Origin of the sequence: Pseudomonas wuhanensis (assembly GCF_030687395.1) — a bacterium.
GTDB lineage: Bacteria > Pseudomonadota > Gammaproteobacteria > Pseudomonadales > Pseudomonadaceae > Aquipseudomonas > Aquipseudomonas wuhanensis.
Map to the genome: position 1 here is coordinate 2,828,350 of NZ_CP117430.1, position 19,420 is coordinate 2,847,769.

Sequence of the window (19,420 nt, forward strand, 5' to 3'; positions counted from 1 at the left end):
CGGAGGCTGTATGTCTGCAATCAAATTGAACGTCGAAGGGCTCAATGTGCGCTTCGTCAATGGTCAGAAAGAAACCACGCGGTACGGGATGTGTCCTTCACCCTGGGGCGCGAAAAACTGGCCATCGTTGGCGAGTCCGGTTCGGGCAAATCAACTGTGGGACGCAGCCTGCTCAAGTTGCACCCGGCCAGTACCCGAATCACCGCCAAGGCCATGCAGTTCGGTGAAGTCGATTTGCTGTCGGCCAGTGAAAAAGTCATGCAAAAGATTCGCGGTCAGCGCATCTCGATGATCATGCAAGACCCCAAGTACTCGCTGAACCCGGTGGTCAAGGTCGGCGACCAGATTGCCGAGGCGTACCTGGCCCACCACAAGGCTAGCCGCAGCGAAGCCCGCGAGCGGGTGATGGAAATGCTGGAAAAGGTGCATATCCGCGATCCGCAGCGGGTCTACAACCTGTATCCCCATGAGGTCTCCGGCGGTATGGGCCAGCGCATCATGATCGCGATGATGGTCATCACTCGTCCGCAAGTGATCATCGCCGATGAGCCGACTTCAGCCCTCGACGTCTCGGTGCGCCAGCAAGTGCTCAGCGTGCTCGAAGAGTTGGTTGAGCAGCAGGAGATGGGGCTGATTTTTGTCAGTCACGACCTCAATCTCGTGCGCAACTACTGTGACCGCGTGCTGGTGATGTACGCCGGGCGGGTGGTGGAATCACTGGCTGCCTGCGACCTGCAACACGCCCAACATCCCTATACCCGTGGCCTGCTGGCGGCATTGCCGAGCATGGACAATCGTCGCGAACGATTGCCGGTGCTGCAACGCGACCCGCTCTGGCTGACTTGCTGAGGAATTGACCATGCCCATGATCCAAGCACACGCGCTGAACCTGAGTTTCGGCGTTGGTCCGGCCCTCAATCAAGTGCTGCACGACGTCAGCCTCAGCGTTGCCGATGGTGAATCCTTTGGCCTGGTAGGGGAGTCCGGCTCGGGCAAGACCACCGTGCTGCGCTGCCTGGCCGGGCAGTATCGGCACTGGAACGGCGAGCTGAGCATTGCCGGTGTACCGTTGCAGCACAAGATTCCCAAGGCGCATTTCCGGCAAGTGCAGATGGTTTTTCAGGACCCCTATGGTTCCTTGCATCCACGCCATACGGTCGACACTGCGCTGCGCGAGCCGCTGATTATTCACGGGGTAGCGGACAAGGACGACCGGATCAGCGAGATCCTGCTCAAGGTGGGTTTGAACGACAGTTACCGCTATCGCTATCCGCATCAGTTGTCCGGCGGTCAGCGCCAGCGAGTGGCGATTGCCCGTGCGTTGATTCTTGAACCCAGGGTCTTGCTGCTGGATGAGCCGACGTCGGCACTGGATGTTTCGGTGCAGGCGGAAATCCTCAACTTGCTGGCGGATCTGCGCCAGCGCGAGAAGCTCACGTATTTGATGGTGACCCACGATCTGGGTGTGGTGACGCACCTGTGTGATCGGGTGGCGGTGATGCAGCAAGGCAAGATCGTTGAACTGCTCGACAGTAAGGCACTCAGTCAGGACCTGGCGACCCACGCCTATACAAGAATGCTGGTGCAGGCCAGCCGTGATTTCAGCCAAGAGTCCGAGCGCCAGATGGCCGTTTGAACCGACCGATTTGCGGAGAAACAACCATGCCCCATTGCCTCATCGATTGCCCCGTAACCCTGGCCCAGCGCGGCGAGCAGACCCTGCTGGCCACCGTGCACGATGCCCTCGACGCCTTTGGCGTATTCAAGCCGGGGGATATCAAGGTTCGACTCAACGGTTTTGTCCATTACCGCTGCGGGTCTACCCAGATGATTTCGTCCATGTGGCCCTATACCTGTTTGCCGGGCGCAGTGCCGAACAGCAACGCAGCTTGGCTTCGGCGGTGTTGGCCGCATTGGTGGGCCTGCTGCCAGACGTCGAAGCCTTGTCCATGGATGTAAGGGAAATGCCAGGGAAACGTTCGTCAATCGTAGCCAATACCTCGAAGAAACCGGGCTGTCGGCCTGACCCCGTGGGGTCAGGCCCCCTGGCGTGATGACTGGCAAAGACAAGGAAAACGACATGCCGTATCAACCTCCCGCTGTTGCTCTGCCCAAACACTTTCTGGCGCGGTCACTGATCGCCGCCCTGGCCGTGAGTTGCAGTCTGTCATCGTGGGCGCTGCAAGCACCGTCGAAACTGCAAGTGCCGACCCTGGCCTTTGATGATCAGCAGATCATCCTGGTCTGGGAAAAACCTGCTGATCACACCGACATCAAGGACTATCGGGTCTACGCCAACGGCGTCCTGCTGGGCAACAGCAACGCCAACAATGACCGGGTATCGCCGGCCAAGCCCTATATCGACCGCTTCTACGAGCAGGACACCGCGAACTTCCACTACCGCATCGGCATTCACAGCTACACAGCCCAAGGTCTCAAACCCGACACCTCATACCGTTTCACCGTGCGTGCAGTGGGTGCCGATGGCAAGGAATCAGCTGACAGTCCAGCCCTCGTGCAACGTACGACGAAGGTTGCAGCGGTGTTCGACGTGAAAAGTACGGCGCCAAGGGCGACGGCAGCAGCCTCGATACCCTGGCCATCCAGACTGCGATCGAAGCCTGTACCGTTGGCTGCAAAGTGTTGTTGCCCAAGGGCATCTACAAAAGCGGCGCGCTTTATCTCAAAAGCAACATGACCCTGGAAATCGCCGAAGGAGCGACACTGCTGGGCTCCGAACGCGCCGAAGACTATCCGCTGGAGGGTTACATTCAGTACCCGTATTCGAGCACGGTGCGCCCGGCCTCGCTGATCAACGCCTTGCCGCGTGATCCGCGTCAACACCAGTCGTTCGAAATATCCGTATCGTTGGCAAGGGCACCCTTGACGGTAATGGCTGGAAGCGGCGCACCGATATCGTCGACGAGCGTGGTCAGCCATTACCGTTCTACCTGCCCAGTGATAACACGCGCTACCTGCAGGACGGCATCCTGGCCAAGGCTCAAGTCGAGCAAGCGGTGGCGCGTGGCATGAATGTCAAGGATGCCTACGGGCAGATGCGTTCTTCGCTGATCACCCTGCGCAATGTGAAAAACGTTTTCTACGGCGGTTTCACCGTGTTGAATCCGGCGTTCCACGGGATCATGAACCTGGAGACCGAAAACGTGGTGCTGGCCAACACTACGCACAAGACCTATGACGCCAACAACGGCGACGGTATCGAGTTCGCCAACAGCAAAGGCGCGTTGGTCTTCAACAACTTCTTCGACACCGGCGATGACTGCGTCAATTTCGCGGCTGGCACCGGTGCCGATGCGGTGCATCAAAAGCCGCAGGAGGATGCGTGGATCTTCAACAACTACTTTCGCAAAGGTCATGGCATGGTGGTTGCCGGCAGCCACACGGGGGCCTGGATTCAGAACATCCTGGCCGAGGACAACGTCTCTGACGGCACCGATGCGGGATTGCGAATGAAAAGTACAAACTTCATGGGGGGCGGGGCGCGGAACGTCACCTTCCGCGATTCGGCGATTCGCAATACCGTCAAACAGGCCTTCATTTTCACCCTCGACTACAATGATCCGAACGCCAAACTGGATTACCAGCGTTCAACAGTCCCGGGGCAATTCCGGGATATTCGAGTCGCTGATGTGAGCGTCGAGAATGCGCAAGGCAAGGCGATCGAGGTCAAGGGCGATAGTCAGAGCAACGCCTGGCATCAGGGTTTGGTGTTCGAACGCGTACGCTTCAGTGGCCCGGCCAAGGTGCAGATCGATGGGTTGAAGGATTCGCAGTTCGACAGCGTTGTATTCAGCGAGACGGGTGGGGGGAATTCATGGCAAGTGAGTAATAGCCAGGGTTTGTCTTTCAACGCGGTGGACCCGACGCCGCCATAGTCGTTGCTTGGAGTGCAGGTCGATGAACTTGCGCGGAGAATAAGCCATGAAGTTAATCTCGGTGACGCCGAGTTCAAAGCTGGACTTCTAGCCGCCAAAGTCGTCAATTGGCTATAGGTAGAATCCAATAGTGTAGCCTGGAATCACTCCTTCTTGGCTCTTGATACACCTTGAAAACAAGTCCAGAATTGAGTCTTTTCCTGCTTCGGCAAGAAAAGAAACCCCTTAGATTTCAATGGGCCGGACGCTAGATACGAGTCTCGTTTCCCGCTCCAAGCATTAAAAAATGGATCTCTGAAAAGAGGTCCATTTTTTTCGTCCAAAGAAAAGTCTTTCTTTGACTTTTGCCGCGCGCCGCCGCTGAAAACACTCAGATCCAGCCCCAATGGGTACATTTTCCAGTACATCAATCCGGTGCTCGGAGCGCCGCGAGTATCAGCGCCTGATATCGCTGGCGTGATTGATCGCCGAACTGCATCGCACTGGGTGCATGTCGAGATCAGACTCGCACGTGGCGCGCTCAGGCTACTTGTTTTCAACGTAAGACGCGTAAGGTGACGCGTCCTTTCATGGCTGTGCGTAGCCGTGATGACTGATTTAGAAGCTCAGGAGCGTTTGAGGCGCGCCGCTTTCAAGAAGCGGAAACAGGAAGAAATGATGATCGCCTGACCCTCAGTCAGTACGCCCTAACGTCGATCACCAGAGAATAACAAAACGATGAATAGCCTGAACTCGAAAGATTCGAATGGTCAGTTGGCACAGGGTTTCAAGCCGCGTCACGTCACAATGCTTTCCATCGCGGGGATTATCGGCGCAGGTTTATTCGTTGGGTCGGGACATGCCATCGCTGCCGCCGGTCCGGCGGTGTTGCTGGCTTATCTGTTCTCCGGCCTTTTGGTCGTTTTTGTCATGCGCATGCTGGGCGAAATGGCGGTTGCCAACCCGGACACCGGATCTTTCTCTACCTACGCCGACCAGGCAATCGGGCGTTGGGCGGGCTTCACCATCGGCTGGCTCTATTGGTGGTTCTGGGTTCTGGTGATACCGATCGAGGCGCTCGCGGCTGGCCATGTATTGAACCAATGGTTCCCACAGATCGATACTTGGTTGTTTGCTTTAGTGTCGATCATTCTGCTGGTCGTGACCAACCTGTTCAGCGTGTCGAAATATGGCGAGTTCGAATTCTGGTTTGCGATGGCCAAGGTCGTGGCAATCATCGGATTCATCGGCCTTGGTTTTGCGGTGTTGATGGGTTGGATTCCCGAGCGGGAGGCCAGCGGGTTGAGTCGACTCATGGAGGAACATGGCGGGTTTGCGCCCAACGGCTTGTCAGCGGTTGTAGGGGCATTCATCACCATCATGTTCAGCTTCATCGGGACAGAAGCGGTAACCATTGCAGCCGCCGAATCCAGCAACCCTGCGCAGAACATTGCCAAAGCCACACGCTCGGTGATCTGGCGCATCGGAGTGTTCTACTTACTGTCCATTTTCGTGGTCATTTCCGTGGTGCCCTGGAATGATCCGTTGCTGGCGTCCGTGGGCTCTTACCAGCGGGCGCTGGAGCTGATGAACATTCCCCATGCCAAATTGCTGGTGGATGTGGTGGTGTTGATTGCCGTGGCCAGCTGCATGAACTCGTCGATCTATATTTCCTCACGCATGTTGTTTTCGCTGGGCAAGCGCGGTGATGCACCGGAGCCGATGAAGGTAACGTCATCGGCGGGCGTGCCGAGGGCTGCGGTAATCGCCAGCACCGTACTGGGCGCCGGTGTGACCTTGTTCAGCTACTTCATGCCCGCCGGCTTATTCCAGTTTCTGCTCGCCAGCTCCGGTGCCATTGCGTTGCTGGTGTACCTGGTTATCGCAGTGTCGCAATTGCGCATGCGCAGGATTCTGCTTCGGCAGAACGTCACGTTGACCTTCAAGATGTGGTTGTTTCCCTGGCTCACCTGGTTGGTCATTGCCTTCATCTGCGCAGCGCTGGCGGTGATGATGGTGACGCCCGAGCACCGTATGGAGGTTTCTTCGACCATCGTCCTGGCGTTGGTGATTTCCTTTATCGGCCTTGTGACCACGCGTCATCATGGGCAGCCGCAGAGGGCGGTGTCGGCGGAAAGTGTATAGCAGCCTGATCATGGCCGTGAGCTGTCGGCGGCGATTTCGGAGATGTTCGTCTACGAACGCATCCGCAATGAGCAGGACCAGCAGACTTGAGCAAAGCCATGAACAGGGTGCCGCGTATCGAAGCGGGCACCGTTTGGGTCAACGCTCACGTATTGCTCGACCCTGCGATGCCGTTTGGTGGCGTTAAACAATCCGGTATGGACCGTGAGTTTGGTCACGCGGTTATTGAGGCTTACACCGAGCTGAAATCGGTGTGCATCGCGCACTGATTCAGCTGGGTGGTGAAGATACTCGAAAAAGATGGCTACCCTGTTGTGGCCGCCGCCAATCCATTGCGCAGTGTGAAGAGCGATGGCGCTGCTGTTTCCGCATTGCTGGCGGGCATCAAGTCTCCCGTTGTGCTGGTTGGCCATTCCTACGGCGGCAACGTCATCAGCGAAGCGGCCAACGACCGAGCCAATGTAAAGGCACTTGTTTACGTCAGCGCCTTCGCGCCCGAGGCGGGCGAAACCGTCGCCGGGCTAGCCGGCAAATTCCCGGGGAGTACTCTCGGCCCAGCCCTTGCGGCGCCTGTCGTGCTGGCTGATGGCGGCAAGGATTTGTACATCCAGCAGGATAAGTTCCACGTGATGGTTTCAAATCCGGAACCGGTAGCCCGATTGATTGAAAAAGCGGCGCGGCAATGTGCTTCCTGCGGGCGCTCGAACCGGCTTCCCCGGAGCGAGGGCCTACTCGAATAGTTGTAAACGCTCATCCTCCGACGTTTTTCAAGAGCTGCGGCTACGCGCATCAAAGCGCAGTGGTCAGCGGTCGAGATGTTTTAATTCACTAAAAGTTTTATTGACTAAAAAACAATACCGGGTAATTATTTCCCTGCATCTGCTCTCACGCAGAGTCATTTTTCAGGGGCAACCCGATGAATCAGAACACCGTGCCGTTGCTGGCCAGTCTTTACAACGAGACTAATGAATCGTCACTCGACGGGCGCATGACGCCTTTGCTGATGCAGGGTTTTCCGGCCGAACCGAAACGCCGCGTCACGTGGAACAACTGGATGCGCCCGCCGTTCAATCAGTGGGGCTTCCGCAATCTGGCGCGCCTGCGGCCCTCCATTGATGTGCAGGCGGGTTGTGGACCAGTCAGTGCGCTGACACAAACACCAAAGGCGCTGGATCAACTGCACTTCGACAGTGAATGTGGTCTGAGCGTCAGTGTCATCGATCACCTGGTGGCCAGTCACACCGACGCTTTTATGGTGATGCAGGGCGACGCCGTGCTGTTCGAGCGTTACTTCAACGACCAGCGTCCCCAGGACCGGCACGTCATGTTCTCGGTGACCAAGTCGCTGATCGGCACCCTGGGGGAGCAGTTGGTCTGCGATGGCATCCTCAATCCGCAATTGCCGGCGGCGTTTTACGTGCCCGAATTGTTGGGTAGCGCGTTTGGCGATGCCACGGTGCGCCAGCTGTTCGACATGGCTGTGGGCATCGACTACAGCGAAGTCTATGACGATCCCAACTCCGAGAGTTCGCAGTACGGCTACGCCTGTGGCTTCCAGCCGGCACCGGCGCAATACGCTCAGTTCGAGTCGCTGTATCAATACCTGCCGTCGCTGAAAAAACGCGGCAGCCACGGCGGCTTTTTCCATTACGTGACTGCCACCACCGAAGCCCTGGCCTGGGTCATGGAGCGCGCCTCGGGCAAGGCCTGCGATCAGTTGCTGCAAGACATCTGGAGCCAGTTGGGGTGTGAGCGCGACGGCTACTTCATGGCTGACCCTTGGGGGCGCAGTGTCGCCGGTGCCGGTTTCAGCGCCACCTTGCGCGACATGGCGCGGTTCGGTCGGCTGCTGGCAAACGACGGTCGCCATGATGGGCAGCAGTTGCTGTCGAGCGAGACCCTCGCACGCCTCTTCGCCGGCTCCGATCCCACGATCTACGCCGAAAACACCGAGTTCTCCCACTGGACCCCCGGCGCTTCCTACCGCAGCCAGTGGTACGTCTTCAACGACCACAGCCAAGCGATCATGGCCGGTGGCATTCACGGCCAATACCTGTTCGTCGACAAGCCGTCCGGCGTGGTGATCGTCAAGCAGTCATCGCTGACCGAGGCCGTCAGCCCATTCGATGCTGACAGCGTGCGCATGCTGCGTGCCATCGCCGCGCACCTGACTCACTGAAACGCCCCATAACGACAAGAATCTTGCGTCCTATTCGCCTGGCTCGGCCAGGTGTTGGCGGCGCTTTGCACCGCCATTTACTGCCCTGTAACAACAATAATCACACAGGAGCTTCATATGGTTTTCATGACGCGTTTCTCTCGAGCGCTCTTGGCGGTCGGTTTACCCCTGACCACCCAAGTCGCGCTGGCGGGCTACACCTTCGAGGACGGCAACCTCAAGGGTGAGGTCAACCTCACCGCCGGTGGGGCGACTCTTTCCACCCGTAACGTCAACTTCGGCAGCGGCCGCGTCGATGCGCGCAGCGGCAAGAATGGCGGTACGAAAATCGACTGGCAGGAGTTCTACGTCAAGCCCGGCGTCAAGCTGGAATACGCCCTGCAGCCAGACTTCAGCCTGTTGGCCGGTGGCTCGCTGGTTGCAGCGACCACCTTTGGCGATGGCGATGCCGGCGGCTTCACCCGCAGCTCTGATGGTGATGTAGCCACCGAAGAACTCTACGGCGGTTTCCGGGCCGGGGAGTGGACGCTCACTGCCGGCCGCCAGAACTACATGATCGGCACCGGCTTCATCGTCATGGACGGTAACCTCGATCAGCTCAAGGACGGCGCCTACTGGCTTGGCCCCAGAACCGCCTTCAAGGATTCGGCCATCCTGGCTTGGGATCATGGCGCATTGAAAACCCAGGCCTTCACCTTGCGAGTCGACGATGATCTGGGTGACTTCCGCATGACCGGCGCTAACCTGGATTACAACCTCGACGACCAGGTGACGCTGGGGGCCATGGCAATGAAGGTCAATGCCCTGGGGCCCAAGGGCAGTACACTGCCACGACGCCGCGACGGGATGCAGGTGTACAACGTGCGTGCGTTGAAGGCCAAAGTACCGGGCGTGCCGGACCTGACCCTGAATGCCGAATACGCTGTGGAGCGGGGCAGTGGTGAAGGCGTGGATTACGCTGCCAACGCCTGGTATGGCCAGGCGGATTACGCCTTCAACACGTTGCCGCTGACCCCGGTGATCGGCTATCGCTACGCCAGTTTTTCCGGCGACGACAACCTCGCCGACAACCGGCAGAAAGCCTGGGAGTCACTGAGCAAGGGCTTCGTCGACTGGAGCACCTGGCTGGTGGGGGATGTCGTCGGCAACTACCTGCTGTTCAACAGCAACGAAAACGTCCAACAGTTCTCGCTCAAGACCCACCTCAATGAAACGCTGACCCTCGGCGCGATCCACTATCAGTTCTGGCTGGACGAGAAAAACTACATGGGGGCGCCGGTCAGTGATCGGCGCTTTGCGGACGAGAGTGTGGTTTTCCTCGACTGGACCCCGACGCCGTCGTTCTATACGTCGCTCTCCTATAACTGGGTCAAGCCCTTGGCCGCTGCCAAGCAGGTGTTCGGCGATGACCAGAAATTCAGTGCACTCGAACTTTACTTCACCTACCGCTATTAAGTGTCGCGAGCCGCCGCGGCCGCGTAGGAGTGTTTCACCATGAACAAGAATGTACGTAACACCCTGTTGTCCGTCGCTCTGTCGTTGCTGACGGCGGGAGTGTCACTGGCTGAAGAGCGCACGGTGCGGATCTATAACTGGATCGAATACCTGCCACCGGAGATCCTCAAGAGCTTCCAGGAGGAAACCGGCATCCGTCCGATCTACGACGTATTCGACAGCGTCGAGACCCTGGAGTCAAAATTGCTCACCGGCAACTCTGGCTATGATGTGGTCTACCCCGGCAGCGCCAACCTGAGCCACCTGATCAAGGCGGGTGCCGTCCAGCCCCTGGACCGCAGCCAGCTGCCGAACTGGCAGCACCTGGACCCGGAGTTCATGAAAACCCTGGAAGCAGCGGGTGACACGGGCAACCGCTACGCGGCACCGTATCTGTGGGGCACCACGTTGATCGGCTACAACGTCGACAAGGTTCAGCAAGTCCTGGGCGCCAATGTGCAGATGAACACGTGGGACATGATCTTCAAGGAAGAGAATCTCGCCAAACTCGCCAGTTGCGGTGTCGGTTTCCTCGACGCGGCCAACGAAATCGTGCCCATCGCGTTGCACTACAAGGGCCTCGACCCCAACAGCCAGAAGCGCGAGGACTACCCGCAGGCCCAGGCGGCGATGATGAAGATTCGCCCGCACATCACCTACTTCAACTCCTCACGCTACGGCATGGACCTGGCTAACGGTGACATTTGCGTAGCCGTCGGCTGGTCGGGTGGCGTGGCGCTGGCCAAGCAACTGGCTGATGCGGCCGGCAAGGGCGTCAAGGTCGAGATGGCGTTGCCCAAGGAAGGTGCACCGATGTGGTCGGACGTGATGATGGTGCCGACCAACGCCCCCCATACCCAAGAGGCCCATGAGTTCATCAACTACATCCTGCGTCCGGATGTGATTGCCCGGATCAGCAACAAGATCGGTTACCCCAACCCGAACAAGGACGCGACCGCGCTGGTGAATGCCAACATTCGTAACAACCCCAACATGTATGTGTCGGAGGAGGCGCGCAAAACGTTGTTCGCCTTGCAGCCCATGCCGGCAGCCGTGGAACGGATCCGCACGCGCACCTGGACCAGCATCAAGACCAATCGCTGAACATCGTGGCCCGGTACTTTTATGCCGGGCCCGACGGGTGTGTGTTGATGCCGAGATCAAACGCAGCGTCGAGCAGCTTCAGCGAATCTTGTTCATTGAGTGTCCAGCCAAAGACATTGCCGCCCAGCACCCGAGGTGATTGCAGCTACGTGTGTTCTCAGGCTCGCATACCGTAAAAGAGCAGCTCGGTGATATTCCTCACCTGAGTGGAGTGTGACTCGATATCCGGCTGTTCCTGGTTGACCAGCCTGAACAACTGCAGGTGTGCGTAGTCGTTCAACAAGAAGGCGGCCAGGTCGACGTTGAGATCAGCGCGCAACTTGCCGGCCCGCTGAAGTTCTCTGAGCAAACCGCTGATTTCAGCCCTGAGTGCATCGTTCATCGCGCGATAGCCTTCGGGCAGTTCGTTGTCGCCGCCAAACAGGATCAGAGGCAGCAGTTCACGCCAGAGGCTGGGGTGCATGACTTCCAGGGCGTAACTGGTCAACAGGCGCTCCAGGTAACACATGGCGTCGACCGGATCCTCCATCTCGGGGATCTGACTGCGGGTGTCCTTGAGTGCACGCTGGTCGGCGTCGTGCAGGATTTCCAGAATGATTTCCTGCTTGTTTCCGAAGTACTTGAACACTGTGGGCGCCGACACCCCAGCCTGGTTGGCGATCTGTTCGATGGTGGTGTTCTGGAAACCTTGACGCTCAAACAATTCGATTGCTGCCTTGCTGATGGCTTGGCGTCGTTCGACTTTCTGACGTTCACGCAGTCCGCTCACGGGAGATTCCTGTCGCTATGAATAAAGGGGGGCGCACGTCGCCCAATAATCCTTGCAAAATACTTAATCGAGTAAAATTTTTAAAGCGCTAATTTCTGTAGTGGGTAGTTTCGCGACAGCGAAGGACCCAAGAAAGTCAGCCCAAGCTGCGTTCGGCGCAATGACGTGTTACCTGGATACCTTTATTCACCTATTTGAGGCGCGCTGAGCCATTTTGTAGCACACAGCGAACGTCGCGCCGATCCAGTACTCATCGAGTTTTTTTGTAAAAACTCCATTCCAATGAAGAACTTGAGCTGATTGCCAGAAGCCTGGCACGATTTCTGCTGTTTTGGATTTATGGATAATTGGATACAAAACTGCAAAAGGGTGATGCCATGCAATTCGCTCCTACCTATGTTGAACGTCAGCCCCTGACTGCCGAGGAGGAGGCTTACAACTTTCTGCTGGAAGCGATCTGCGGTGGCCGTTACCGCAAAGGCGACCGGCTGATCGCTGAGGACATTGCCAGCGAGATCGGCATGAGCCGCATGCCGGTGCGCGAAGCCTTTCGCCGTCTCGATGCCCAAGGCCTGGTGACCTTGAGGCCTAACCGTGGGGCCATTGTCAGCGGCCTGGATTTCGAGGAGCTACACGAAGTTTTCGAAATGCGCAGTGCCCTCGAAGGCCTGGCGATCCGAGTTGCCGTGGGCAAGATCGGTGAGCGTCAGCTGGCAGCGCTGGAACGCATGCTGGACGAGATGGATGACTACCGTGACGAAAGCGCCGAGTGGGTCCGACTTCATCGGGCTTTCCATGAATATCTGTGCAGCCTCAGCGGTCGGCCTCGGCTGATGAAACAGATCTCGGCCCTGTATTCGTTGATCGAGGCGCCGATGCGCCTGTGGCTGCAACACAGCGAAAAACCCTTGAGCGCTCGCCAGGAACACGTGGTGATCCTCGACGCCATTCGCTCGGGCGATGCCGACCGGGCCGAGGCGGTGGTGCGTCAGCACATCGAAGGCACGGTGCCGGCGTTGATCCAGTTTCTGCAATCGGAAAAATAGAATCGGGCTCGAGCCCGGCCGTGTTTTGACTTTGAGTACTGCCCCGTTACTAAACAACTGGAGTGTCTGGTCATGCATAAACGCCGTTTGTTACTTGCCGCTGTATCCCTCGGACTCTGTACACAATGGGCGGTTGCCGCGCCCCAAGTGCCGGAGCGACTGCAAAAAGCCGAAAAACTCACGTACTGCTCGGGCATGGATTCACCGCCCTTGGTGTCTTTCGATGAGGCGCAAAAACCCAGGGGGCTGACGGTCGATCTGGGGCTGGAAATCGCCAAGCGCCTGGGAGACAAATCGGTGCAGTGGCGGGTCATTCCTTTCTCCGGGTTGCTGCCGGCATTGCTCGCCCAGCAGTGCGACATGATTGTTGATCAGCTGTTCGACAAGCCCGAGCGGCGGGAGGTGATCGACATCGTCAATTACATGTATTCCAGCCAGTCAGTGGTCGTCCCCAAAGGCAATCCCAAGGGCATCAAAACCCTGGATGGACTGTCCGGGCACAAGGTGGCCGTGCTCAATGGCTCCACGATCAAAACCTTGCTGGACGCCGAGAACGAAAAGCTCACCAAGGCTGGCAAGACACCGATGAAACTGGTGGTCTACAACAGCGACACCGACGCCTTTCAGGCGCTGCGCATCAGTCAGGTAGACGCCTACGGCACCACCGTGGAAACCGCCGGTTACTACGCAGCCATGGCGCCCGATCTGTTCGAGGAAGGGGTGCCGGCCTTCAGCCGGATTCTCACCGGTCTGGGAATTCGCAAGGATGATCCGCAGCTCACCGCAGCGGTACAACAGATCATCAGTGACATGCGCAGCGACGGCAGTTACGTGCAGTTGCTGAGCAAATGGCATGTTTCCAGCGACACACTCGACTGAGGCTCACGCTCCATGAATTTCAATTGGGATGTGTTCTGGCAATACCTGTTGCAGCCCAGCGGGGTGTACCTCACCGGACTCTGGCTGACCTGTCTGATCAGTGTGCTGGCGATGGCGTTGGGCTGTGTGTTGGGGCTGGCGGCGGCGCTGATGCGTCTGTCGCGCAACCCGCTGCTCAACCTGCCGGTACGGTTTTATGTGTGGCTGATGCGCGGCACGCCGCTGTTGGTGCAGATCGTCTTTCTCTACACCGCATTGGCAGCCGGCGGGATCTTCCGCTTCGAAGACGTGGAGCTAGTTGGTCTGGTGGTGCCAGGCAATATCCAGGCAGCGATCATCGCCTTGGGCTTAAACGAAGGCGCCTACATGGCCGAGATCATCCGTGCCGGGATCGGCGCCGTGGACAAGGGTCAGTACGAGGCCGGGCGCTCCCTGGGCATGACGTTCGCCAAACTGATGCGGCGAATCGTTCTGCCTCAGGCGTTCCGGGTCATCGTTCCGCCGTTGGGCAACGAGTTCAACGTGATGCTCAAGAACACGACGCTGGTCAGTGTGATTGGCGTGCAGGAGTTGCTGCTGAGTACGCAAATGGTCACGTCGGCGACATTCCGGGTATTTGAACTGTATCTGGTGGTGGCGATTTATTTCCTGCTGCTGACCACCCTTTGGGGCTTCTTCCAGCGTTGGTTGGAAGCGCGTTTCGGACAGTCCGATCGACCCGTACCGCCGGCGGCTGGCAGCCGCATGTTCGGCCGCAGCACGCTGAAATTGCTGAGAGGGCGTTAAGCATGGCGCACAAAAGTGAAGAGCTGATCATCGAGGCGCTGGACATTCACAAGTCCTTCGGCGACCTGAAGATTCTCAAGGGGATTTCCTTACAGGTGCGGCGCGGTGAAGTGGTGGTGTTGATCGGTGCCTCGGGTTCGGGCAAGACCACCTTTATTCGCTGCATCAATCTGCTGGAGGACATTCAGGGCGGGCGCATTCGCGTCAACGGCCGTGCCATGGGTTATCGCGAGCGCGCCGACGGCAGCCTGGTGCGCGACTCCGAGCGCAACATCGCTCGGCAGCGGCGGGACATCGGCATGGTCTTTCAACGTTTCAATCTGTTCCCCCACATGACTGCGCTGGAAAACATCATTGAGGCACCGATCCAGGTGCTGGGTGTGCCTCGCGCTGAAGCCTTGGAACAGGCCCGGGCGTTGCTCGCCCGGGTCGGTCTGGCGGACAAGGCCATGCATTACCCGTCGATGTTGTCCGGTGGACAGCAGCAGCGCGTGGCAATTGCCCGGGCGCTGGCGATGAAACCTCAAGCCATGCTGTTCGACGAGCCCACCAGCGCCCTGGACCCGGAAACCGTTGGCGAGGTGCTGCAGGTGATGAAGCAGTTGGCCGATGACGGCATGACCATGGTGGTGGTCACCCATGAAATGGGTTTTGCCCGAGAAGTCGCGGACCGCGTGGTGGTCCTCGATCAGGGCGAACTGATCGAGCAGGGGCCGCCGGAGCAGATATTCAGCCGACCGATACACCCGCGAACCCAGGCCTTTCTCAGCCGCGTGCTGTGACCTTTGAGTCGAGCCTTTTATCGCCCGGGAATGGAACCGGTTTACATCCGCCTAATGAATCTTTGTCTGGAAGAGCTTTTGCCATGTTGAAATTCTCTGCCCATGAATATCCTTATCCGTCGCAACGTCAGAGCGTGTTTGCCCGCCGTGGCATGGTCGCGGCTTCCCAGCCGCTGGCTGCCGAAGCTGGCATTGAGATCATGCGCAAGGGTGGCAATGCCATTGATGCCGCGATTGCTACGGCGGCAGCGCTTACTGTGGTTGAACCCACCGGCTGTGGCTTGGGCGGCGACGCCTTTGCCCTGGTCTGGAGCAAGGGCCAATTACACGGGTTGAACGGCAACGGCCAAGCGCCGACAGCGCTGACTATCGATGCAGTCAAGGCTGGCGGTCACGAGCAGATGCCACTCTACGGCTGGACTCCGGTAACGGTCCCCGGTTGCCCGTCGGCCTGGGCCGAGTTGTCCAAGCGTTTCGGCAAGCTGCCCTTTGCCGAGTTGTTGCAGCCCGCCATCAGCCTGGCTCGGGAGGGCTTCCCAGTGTCACCGGTGGTCGCGCGTCAATGGCAGACTGCTCTGGATGAATTCAGCCCCCATCGAGACCCGGTGCTCGATGCCTGGTTCGATACGTTCCTGATCGATGGTCGTGCGCCTAAGGCCGGTGAGTTATTCCGTAACCCGGCGCAAGCCCGAACGCTGGAAGAGTTGGCGGACAGCACTTGCGAGAGCCTCTATCGCGGTGATCTGGCGCAGCGTCTGGATGCCCATTCCCGCGCCACCGGCGGCTACCTGCGAGCCAGCGACCTGCAAGACTACCGCGCGCAGTGGGTGGAGCCGATCAGCATCAACTATCGTGGCTACGATGTGTGGGAAATCCCCCCAAGCGGGCAAGGACTGGTGGCCCTGATGACCCTGAAAATCCTTCAGGGCTTCGACTTCGATCACCGAGACAGCCAGCAGACCTGGCACCGTCAGTTGGAAGCCATGAAGCTGGCCTACAGTGACGGCCTGCATTACATCACCGATCCGCTGCACATGCGTGTGGCGGTGGCTGATCTTCTCAGCGATGCCTACAGTAGTCAGCGCCGTGAACAGATCGTTGATCAGGCTCAGGCACCCAAGCCCGGCGCCCCCCACACCAGCGGTACGGTGTATCTGGCCACGGCGGATGCGGAGGGCAATATGGTGTCTTTCATCCAGAGCAACTACCACGGCTTCGGTTCCGGCGTGGTGCTGCCTGACAGCAGCATCGCCTTGCAGAACCGCGGGCAGGAATTCAGTCTCGACCCTGATCACGCCAACTGCCTGGCACCGGGCAAAAAAACCTTCCACACCATCATCCCCGGTTTCCTCAGTAAAGATGATGCGCCGGTCGGACCGTTCGGCGTCATGGGTGGCTACATGCAACCCCAAGGCCATGTGCAGATGGTCATGAATCTTGTGGATTTCGGCCTCAACCCCCAAGCCGCGCTGGATGCTCCTCGTTGGCAATGGCTGGGGGATATGAAGGTCGGTATCGAGCAGGGGGCGTCACGAGATTTGGCTGCGTCGCTGGCACGGCGCGGACACAAGGTTCAGGTGGATTGTGACCTGACCGACTATGGCCGAGGGCAAATCATCATCCGTGACCCGGACACCGGGGTGCTGTGCGGCGGCACTGAGCCGCGGGCCGATTCCCATATTGCTGTGTGGTAGCACTTCCGGTGGTAGATGCCGTTTCTGTCACTCGGCATCCGAAGTCCGCGCGATCTTATACAGGTTGCTTCACTTTTCGATGCACCCACTGCGCCTCGCTTTGCAGTTCCAGGACGTGCCAATGGAAGCGCTCAAGCGAAGCATTATGTCCGACGCTGATCAGGATCGTTTCCGGTAGCGTCTGTTTAAGCATTTGATAGCAGCGTGCCTCGTTGGCTGAATCCAGTGCCGAACTGCTCTCGTCGAGGAACAGGACCGTGGGGCGGGCCAGCAGTGCCCGGACGAACGCACAGCGTTGCAGTTCGCCGACGCTGAGGGTCTGCGACCAGTCCCGTTCCTCATCCAATTGATCGCTCAAGTGGTGCAGGCCGACTTGCTGCATGGCCAGGCTCAGAGCGGCATCTTCTTCGCGTTGGGGAGGATTGGGATACCAGAGCGCCTCGCGCAGGCTGCCCAGCGGCAGATAAGGTTTTTGCGAGAGTGTCAGCGCACGCTCACGGTCATAACAGGTGGAGCCAGAAGCATGATGCCAAAGCCCTGTGATCGTCCGAATCAGTGTCGATTTGCCATAGCCGGACGGCGCGCTGATCAGAAGGCTGTCGCCGGGCTTGAGTGAAAGGTTGAAGCCTTTGAACAAGCGCCGGCCGTTCGGCAGCCAGATGTCCAGATCCTTGATATCGAGGCCGCTGTCCTGCTGCTCGAGCCTGATCTTCGACTTGACCTCGACGTTATCCAGTCGGTCCTGGAAACCGATCAAGCGGTCGATCACCGATTTCCACTCCGACAGCTCTGGAAATACGCTCACCAGATAGGCGATGGCCGCATGCACTTCTCCGAAGGCGGCGCTTATCTGGGTCAGGCGACCGAGGGGAAAGGCGCCCGCGAAGAACTGCGGCGCCATGATGAACATGGGAATGACCGTAGCGCTGTTCAAGTAGAAGGTCGAGTAGCCCATGATCAGCTTCTGTTTTTTCACCAGCGCCCAGAAGTTTTCCAGGGCTGCGCCCAGGCGTTGGTTCAAACGTGCGTTCTCCAGGGCTTCGCCCCGGTATTGGGCGATCGAGTCGGCGTTCTCCCGCAGGCGGATGAGCGAGAAGCGCAAATCCGCTTCGCGCCGCTGTTGCATGAAATTGAGGCTGGGCAGCGCGCGCCCGAGCCAGAACGCGACGCCGGTGCCCACTATCGCGTACACCAGAGCCACCCACACCAACAGCCCCGGGATGACCAGCGACTGACCGTTGAACGGCACGCTGACGAGGCTGGAGGCCTGCCAGAGAATGTGCAGAAAGGAAAACAGCGACACCACCGACGTCAACAGCCCCAGGCTCAACTTGAGCGACTTGACGATAAAAAGGTCGATGTCCTCGGCGATCCGCTGATCGGGGTTATCGACGTCGGTCTCGGTCAGTTTCAGCTTCTGGTAGCGCTGGCTGTCCAGCCATTGATCGAGCATGTTCCGGGTGGCCCAACGACGCCAGCGTATCGTCAGCTTCTGCTGGAAATGAAACGCGCCCACGGTAAAGGCCGCCATGCCGATTTGCAGCAGGATGAACTGCAGGCTGCCCAGCAGAAAACCGGCGTAATCCATGGCCTGCAAGGCGTTATAGAAATGCAGGTTCCAGAAGTTGGTGAGGATGTTGATCCCCACCAGGCACAGGGTCATGAGCACGGTGGCCAACAGCAGCAACAGAGCCGGGTACTTCTCCTCGGATGCCCAGAAAGGCCGCGCGAGGCGCCAGAAATTGCGGAGTGTGTGCATGTGGTCTTGATGAGCCCGGTCGCTAGCGACGTTGAGTTTGCAGGGGAGGGAGGATAGGATCGGCCAATGCTAATCGTTTGCATTAATTAGGGAAAGCCACGGGAGACCCGTTATCGAATTTCCAGAATGGCTGAACCAGGCTTGGCCGCCGATACAACGGGTCATCCGGCATGAACCTGGTGATCAGCCTTCCATAGCGTTGAACCAGCTTGCCGACCCTGCCGTGCTGCAACCGTTGCTGACCCGGTTCGCCCTGCGTTATCCGGGGGTGAACCGCGCAGCCGTGGTTTCGCAGTGGTCGATGAACTACATGAGCATCGTCCTGCCGGCCGCCCTGGCCTGTGTGCTCACGCGCCATTGTGCGATCGACTTCTGGGGCAAGGAGGCGGTGGTGTTGCACGATGACGGTGAACCTGTGGCGCTGAGCTTGACCGCCGGCCCCCCAATCCTGGCCCCCGAAGATCGTGCAGCCTACTGGTCGCGGTTGATCCATGAGCACCTGGCCCCGCTTTTCATCACCCTGGCCGCCGCCGGTGGCCTGGCGCCGAAAATATTGTGGGGCAACCTTGTAGCCATTTGGGATGGTGCCTTCACGAGAATGAATGCCGACTTGTCCAGAGACGGATTCGCCGAGGCGCACCAGTGGCTGGAACAGGCCACGGTGAATGACGGGCGCCTGAAGTTAAGGGGGCTGCAGCGCATGGTCGAGTCACCTGCGCCGCAGATTTGTGCCTGTCTGCCATTGCGTCGGCATTGCTGTTTGCATTATCAGTTGCACGAGCCGGTCGAAGGCGAGCCGCCAGTGCTCTGCGAGTCATGCCCCAAGTTGCATCGCCTGCCTGTTGCAGAGCAGGTGAGCTACCTGCACTACATCTATCAGGACAACTGAAGAGCGCCCGTCCGGGCGC

The 19,420-nt window shown here is 58.6% G+C and carries 14 protein-coding genes and 5 pseudogenes; 17 read left to right on the forward strand and 2 right to left on the reverse strand.

What is annotated here, in order from left to right; genetic code table 11:
• The first annotated feature begins 10 nt into the window (after positions 1-10).
• The 11 genes and pseudogenes from PSH88_RS13235 (at position 11) to PSH88_RS13280 (ending at position 10,797) form a co-directional block, all read left to right on the forward strand.
• Positions 11-849: pseudogene (locus PSH88_RS13235) on the forward strand (ABC transporter ATP-binding protein).
• A gap of 10 nt (positions 850-859) precedes the next feature.
• A complete protein-coding gene (locus PSH88_RS13240) occupies positions 860-1,636 on the forward strand; it encodes an ABC transporter ATP-binding protein (RefSeq protein ID WP_305483547.1) in 777 nt (258 codons plus the stop codon).
• Between the two features lie 26 nt (positions 1,637-1,662).
• Positions 1,663-1,959 carry a tautomerase family protein gene (locus PSH88_RS13245; RefSeq protein WP_305483548.1) on the forward strand — a complete coding sequence of 99 codons (297 nt, stop codon included), beginning with the start codon at positions 1,663-1,665 and terminating at the stop codon, positions 1,957-1,959.
• A gap of 121 nt (positions 1,960-2,080) precedes the next feature.
• Positions 2,081-3,896 (forward strand): annotated as a pseudogene (locus tag PSH88_RS13250) (glycosyl hydrolase family 28 protein).
• Positions 3,897-4,613: 717 nt separating this feature from the next.
• On the forward strand, positions 4,614-6,020 hold the full coding sequence (gene gabP, locus PSH88_RS13255; RefSeq protein WP_305426706.1) for a GABA permease: 1,407 nt from the start codon (positions 4,614-4,616) through the stop codon (positions 6,018-6,020).
• Positions 6,021-6,026: 6 nt separating this feature from the next.
• Positions 6,027-6,104, forward strand: a pseudogene (locus PSH88_RS30465) (hypothetical protein); the annotation flags it as partial.
• Between the two features lie 14 nt (positions 6,105-6,118).
• Positions 6,119-6,289 (forward strand): annotated as a pseudogene (locus PSH88_RS13260) (aldehyde dehydrogenase family protein); the annotation flags it as partial.
• 3 nt (positions 6,290-6,292) lie between these two features.
• Positions 6,293-6,703: pseudogene (locus PSH88_RS13265) on the forward strand (alpha/beta fold hydrolase); the annotation flags it as partial.
• 233 nt (positions 6,704-6,936) lie between these two features.
• On the forward strand, positions 6,937-8,199 hold the full coding sequence (locus tag PSH88_RS13270) for a serine hydrolase domain-containing protein (protein ID WP_305426708.1): 1,263 nt from the start codon (positions 6,937-6,939) through the stop codon (positions 8,197-8,199).
• A 117-nt stretch (positions 8,200-8,316) separates the two neighbouring features.
• Entirely contained in the window at positions 8,317-9,654 is a 1,338-nt protein-coding gene (locus PSH88_RS13275; protein ID WP_305426709.1) for an alginate export family protein, read from the forward strand.
• A gap of 39 nt (positions 9,655-9,693) precedes the next feature.
• Positions 9,694-10,797 (forward strand): polyamine ABC transporter substrate-binding protein, encoded by a 1,104-nt coding sequence (locus PSH88_RS13280; protein WP_305426710.1) that lies wholly within the window; start codon positions 9,694-9,696, stop codon positions 10,795-10,797.
• 157 nt (positions 10,798-10,954) lie between these two features.
• Here the strand turns inward: PSH88_RS13280 and PSH88_RS13285 are convergent, their stop codons facing one another.
• The gene (locus PSH88_RS13285) at positions 10,955-11,566 is read right to left on the reverse strand and encodes a TetR/AcrR family transcriptional regulator (RefSeq protein ID WP_305426711.1); all 612 of its coding nucleotides are present in this window, start codon (positions 11,564-11,566) and stop codon (positions 10,955-10,957) included.
• A gap of 377 nt (positions 11,567-11,943) precedes the next feature.
• Between PSH88_RS13285 and PSH88_RS13290 the strand changes: the two genes are divergently transcribed.
• From PSH88_RS13290 to PSH88_RS13310, 5 genes are all read left to right on the forward strand, one after another.
• Positions 11,944-12,612 (forward strand): GntR family transcriptional regulator, encoded by a 669-nt coding sequence (locus tag PSH88_RS13290; protein WP_305426712.1) that lies wholly within the window; start codon positions 11,944-11,946, stop codon positions 12,610-12,612.
• Between the two features lie 72 nt (positions 12,613-12,684).
• A complete protein-coding gene (locus tag PSH88_RS13295; RefSeq protein ID WP_305426713.1) occupies positions 12,685-13,491 on the forward strand; it encodes an ABC transporter substrate-binding protein in 807 nt (268 codons plus the stop codon).
• Between the two features lie 12 nt (positions 13,492-13,503).
• Positions 13,504-14,277, forward strand: coding sequence for an amino acid ABC transporter permease (locus PSH88_RS13300; protein WP_305426714.1), 774 nt, complete (start codon positions 13,504-13,506; stop codon positions 14,275-14,277).
• A gap of 2 nt (positions 14,278-14,279) precedes the next feature.
• The gene (locus PSH88_RS13305) at positions 14,280-15,059 is read left to right on the forward strand and encodes an amino acid ABC transporter ATP-binding protein (RefSeq protein ID WP_305426715.1); all 780 of its coding nucleotides are present in this window, start codon (positions 14,280-14,282) and stop codon (positions 15,057-15,059) included.
• 83 nt (positions 15,060-15,142) lie between these two features.
• Positions 15,143-16,753: a gamma-glutamyltransferase family protein gene (locus PSH88_RS13310; RefSeq protein ID WP_305426716.1), complete on the forward strand. Its 1,611-nt coding sequence runs from the start codon at positions 15,143-15,145 to the stop codon at positions 16,751-16,753.
• Positions 16,754-16,808: 55 nt separating this feature from the next.
• Here the strand turns inward: PSH88_RS13310 and PSH88_RS13315 are convergent, their stop codons facing one another.
• Positions 16,809-18,512, reverse strand: a complete 1,704-nt coding sequence (locus PSH88_RS13315; protein WP_305426717.1) for an ABC transporter ATP-binding protein/permease — start codon at positions 18,510-18,512, stop codon at positions 16,809-16,811.
• Positions 18,513-18,711: 199 nt separating this feature from the next.
• Between PSH88_RS13315 and fhuF the strand changes: the two genes are divergently transcribed.
• A complete protein-coding gene (fhuF, locus tag PSH88_RS13320) occupies positions 18,712-19,401 on the forward strand; it encodes a siderophore-iron reductase FhuF (protein WP_305426718.1) in 690 nt (229 codons plus the stop codon).
• Positions 19,402-19,420 lie beyond the last annotated feature (19 nt).

Excerpts from the sequence above, each read along its gene's own strand:
- PSH88_RS13240 (WP_305483547.1), top strand. The coding sequence starts at position 860 with ATGCCCATGATCCAAGCACACGCGCTGAACCTGAGTTTCGGCGTTGGT.
- PSH88_RS13245 (WP_305483548.1), top strand. The coding sequence starts at position 1,663 with ATGCCCCATTGCCTCATCGATTGCCCCGTAACCCTGGCCCAGCGCGGC.
- gabP (WP_305426706.1), top strand. The coding sequence starts at position 4,614 with ATGAATAGCCTGAACTCGAAAGATTCGAATGGTCAGTTGGCACAGGGT.
- PSH88_RS13270 (WP_305426708.1), top strand. The coding sequence starts at position 6,937 with ATGAATCAGAACACCGTGCCGTTGCTGGCCAGTCTTTACAACGAGACT.
- PSH88_RS13275 (WP_305426709.1), top strand. The coding sequence starts at position 8,317 with ATGGTTTTCATGACGCGTTTCTCTCGAGCGCTCTTGGCGGTCGGTTTA.
- PSH88_RS13280 (WP_305426710.1), top strand. The coding sequence starts at position 9,694 with ATGAACAAGAATGTACGTAACACCCTGTTGTCCGTCGCTCTGTCGTTG.
- PSH88_RS13290 (WP_305426712.1), top strand. The coding sequence starts at position 11,944 with ATGCAATTCGCTCCTACCTATGTTGAACGTCAGCCCCTGACTGCCGAG.
- PSH88_RS13295 (WP_305426713.1), top strand. The coding sequence starts at position 12,685 with ATGCATAAACGCCGTTTGTTACTTGCCGCTGTATCCCTCGGACTCTGT.
- PSH88_RS13300 (WP_305426714.1), top strand. The coding sequence starts at position 13,504 with ATGAATTTCAATTGGGATGTGTTCTGGCAATACCTGTTGCAGCCCAGC.
- PSH88_RS13305 (WP_305426715.1), top strand. The coding sequence starts at position 14,280 with ATGGCGCACAAAAGTGAAGAGCTGATCATCGAGGCGCTGGACATTCAC.
- PSH88_RS13310 (WP_305426716.1), top strand. The coding sequence starts at position 15,143 with ATGTTGAAATTCTCTGCCCATGAATATCCTTATCCGTCGCAACGTCAG.
- PSH88_RS13315 (WP_305426717.1), bottom strand. The coding sequence starts at position 18,512 with ATGCACACACTCCGCAATTTCTGGCGCCTCGCGCGGCCTTTCTGGGCA.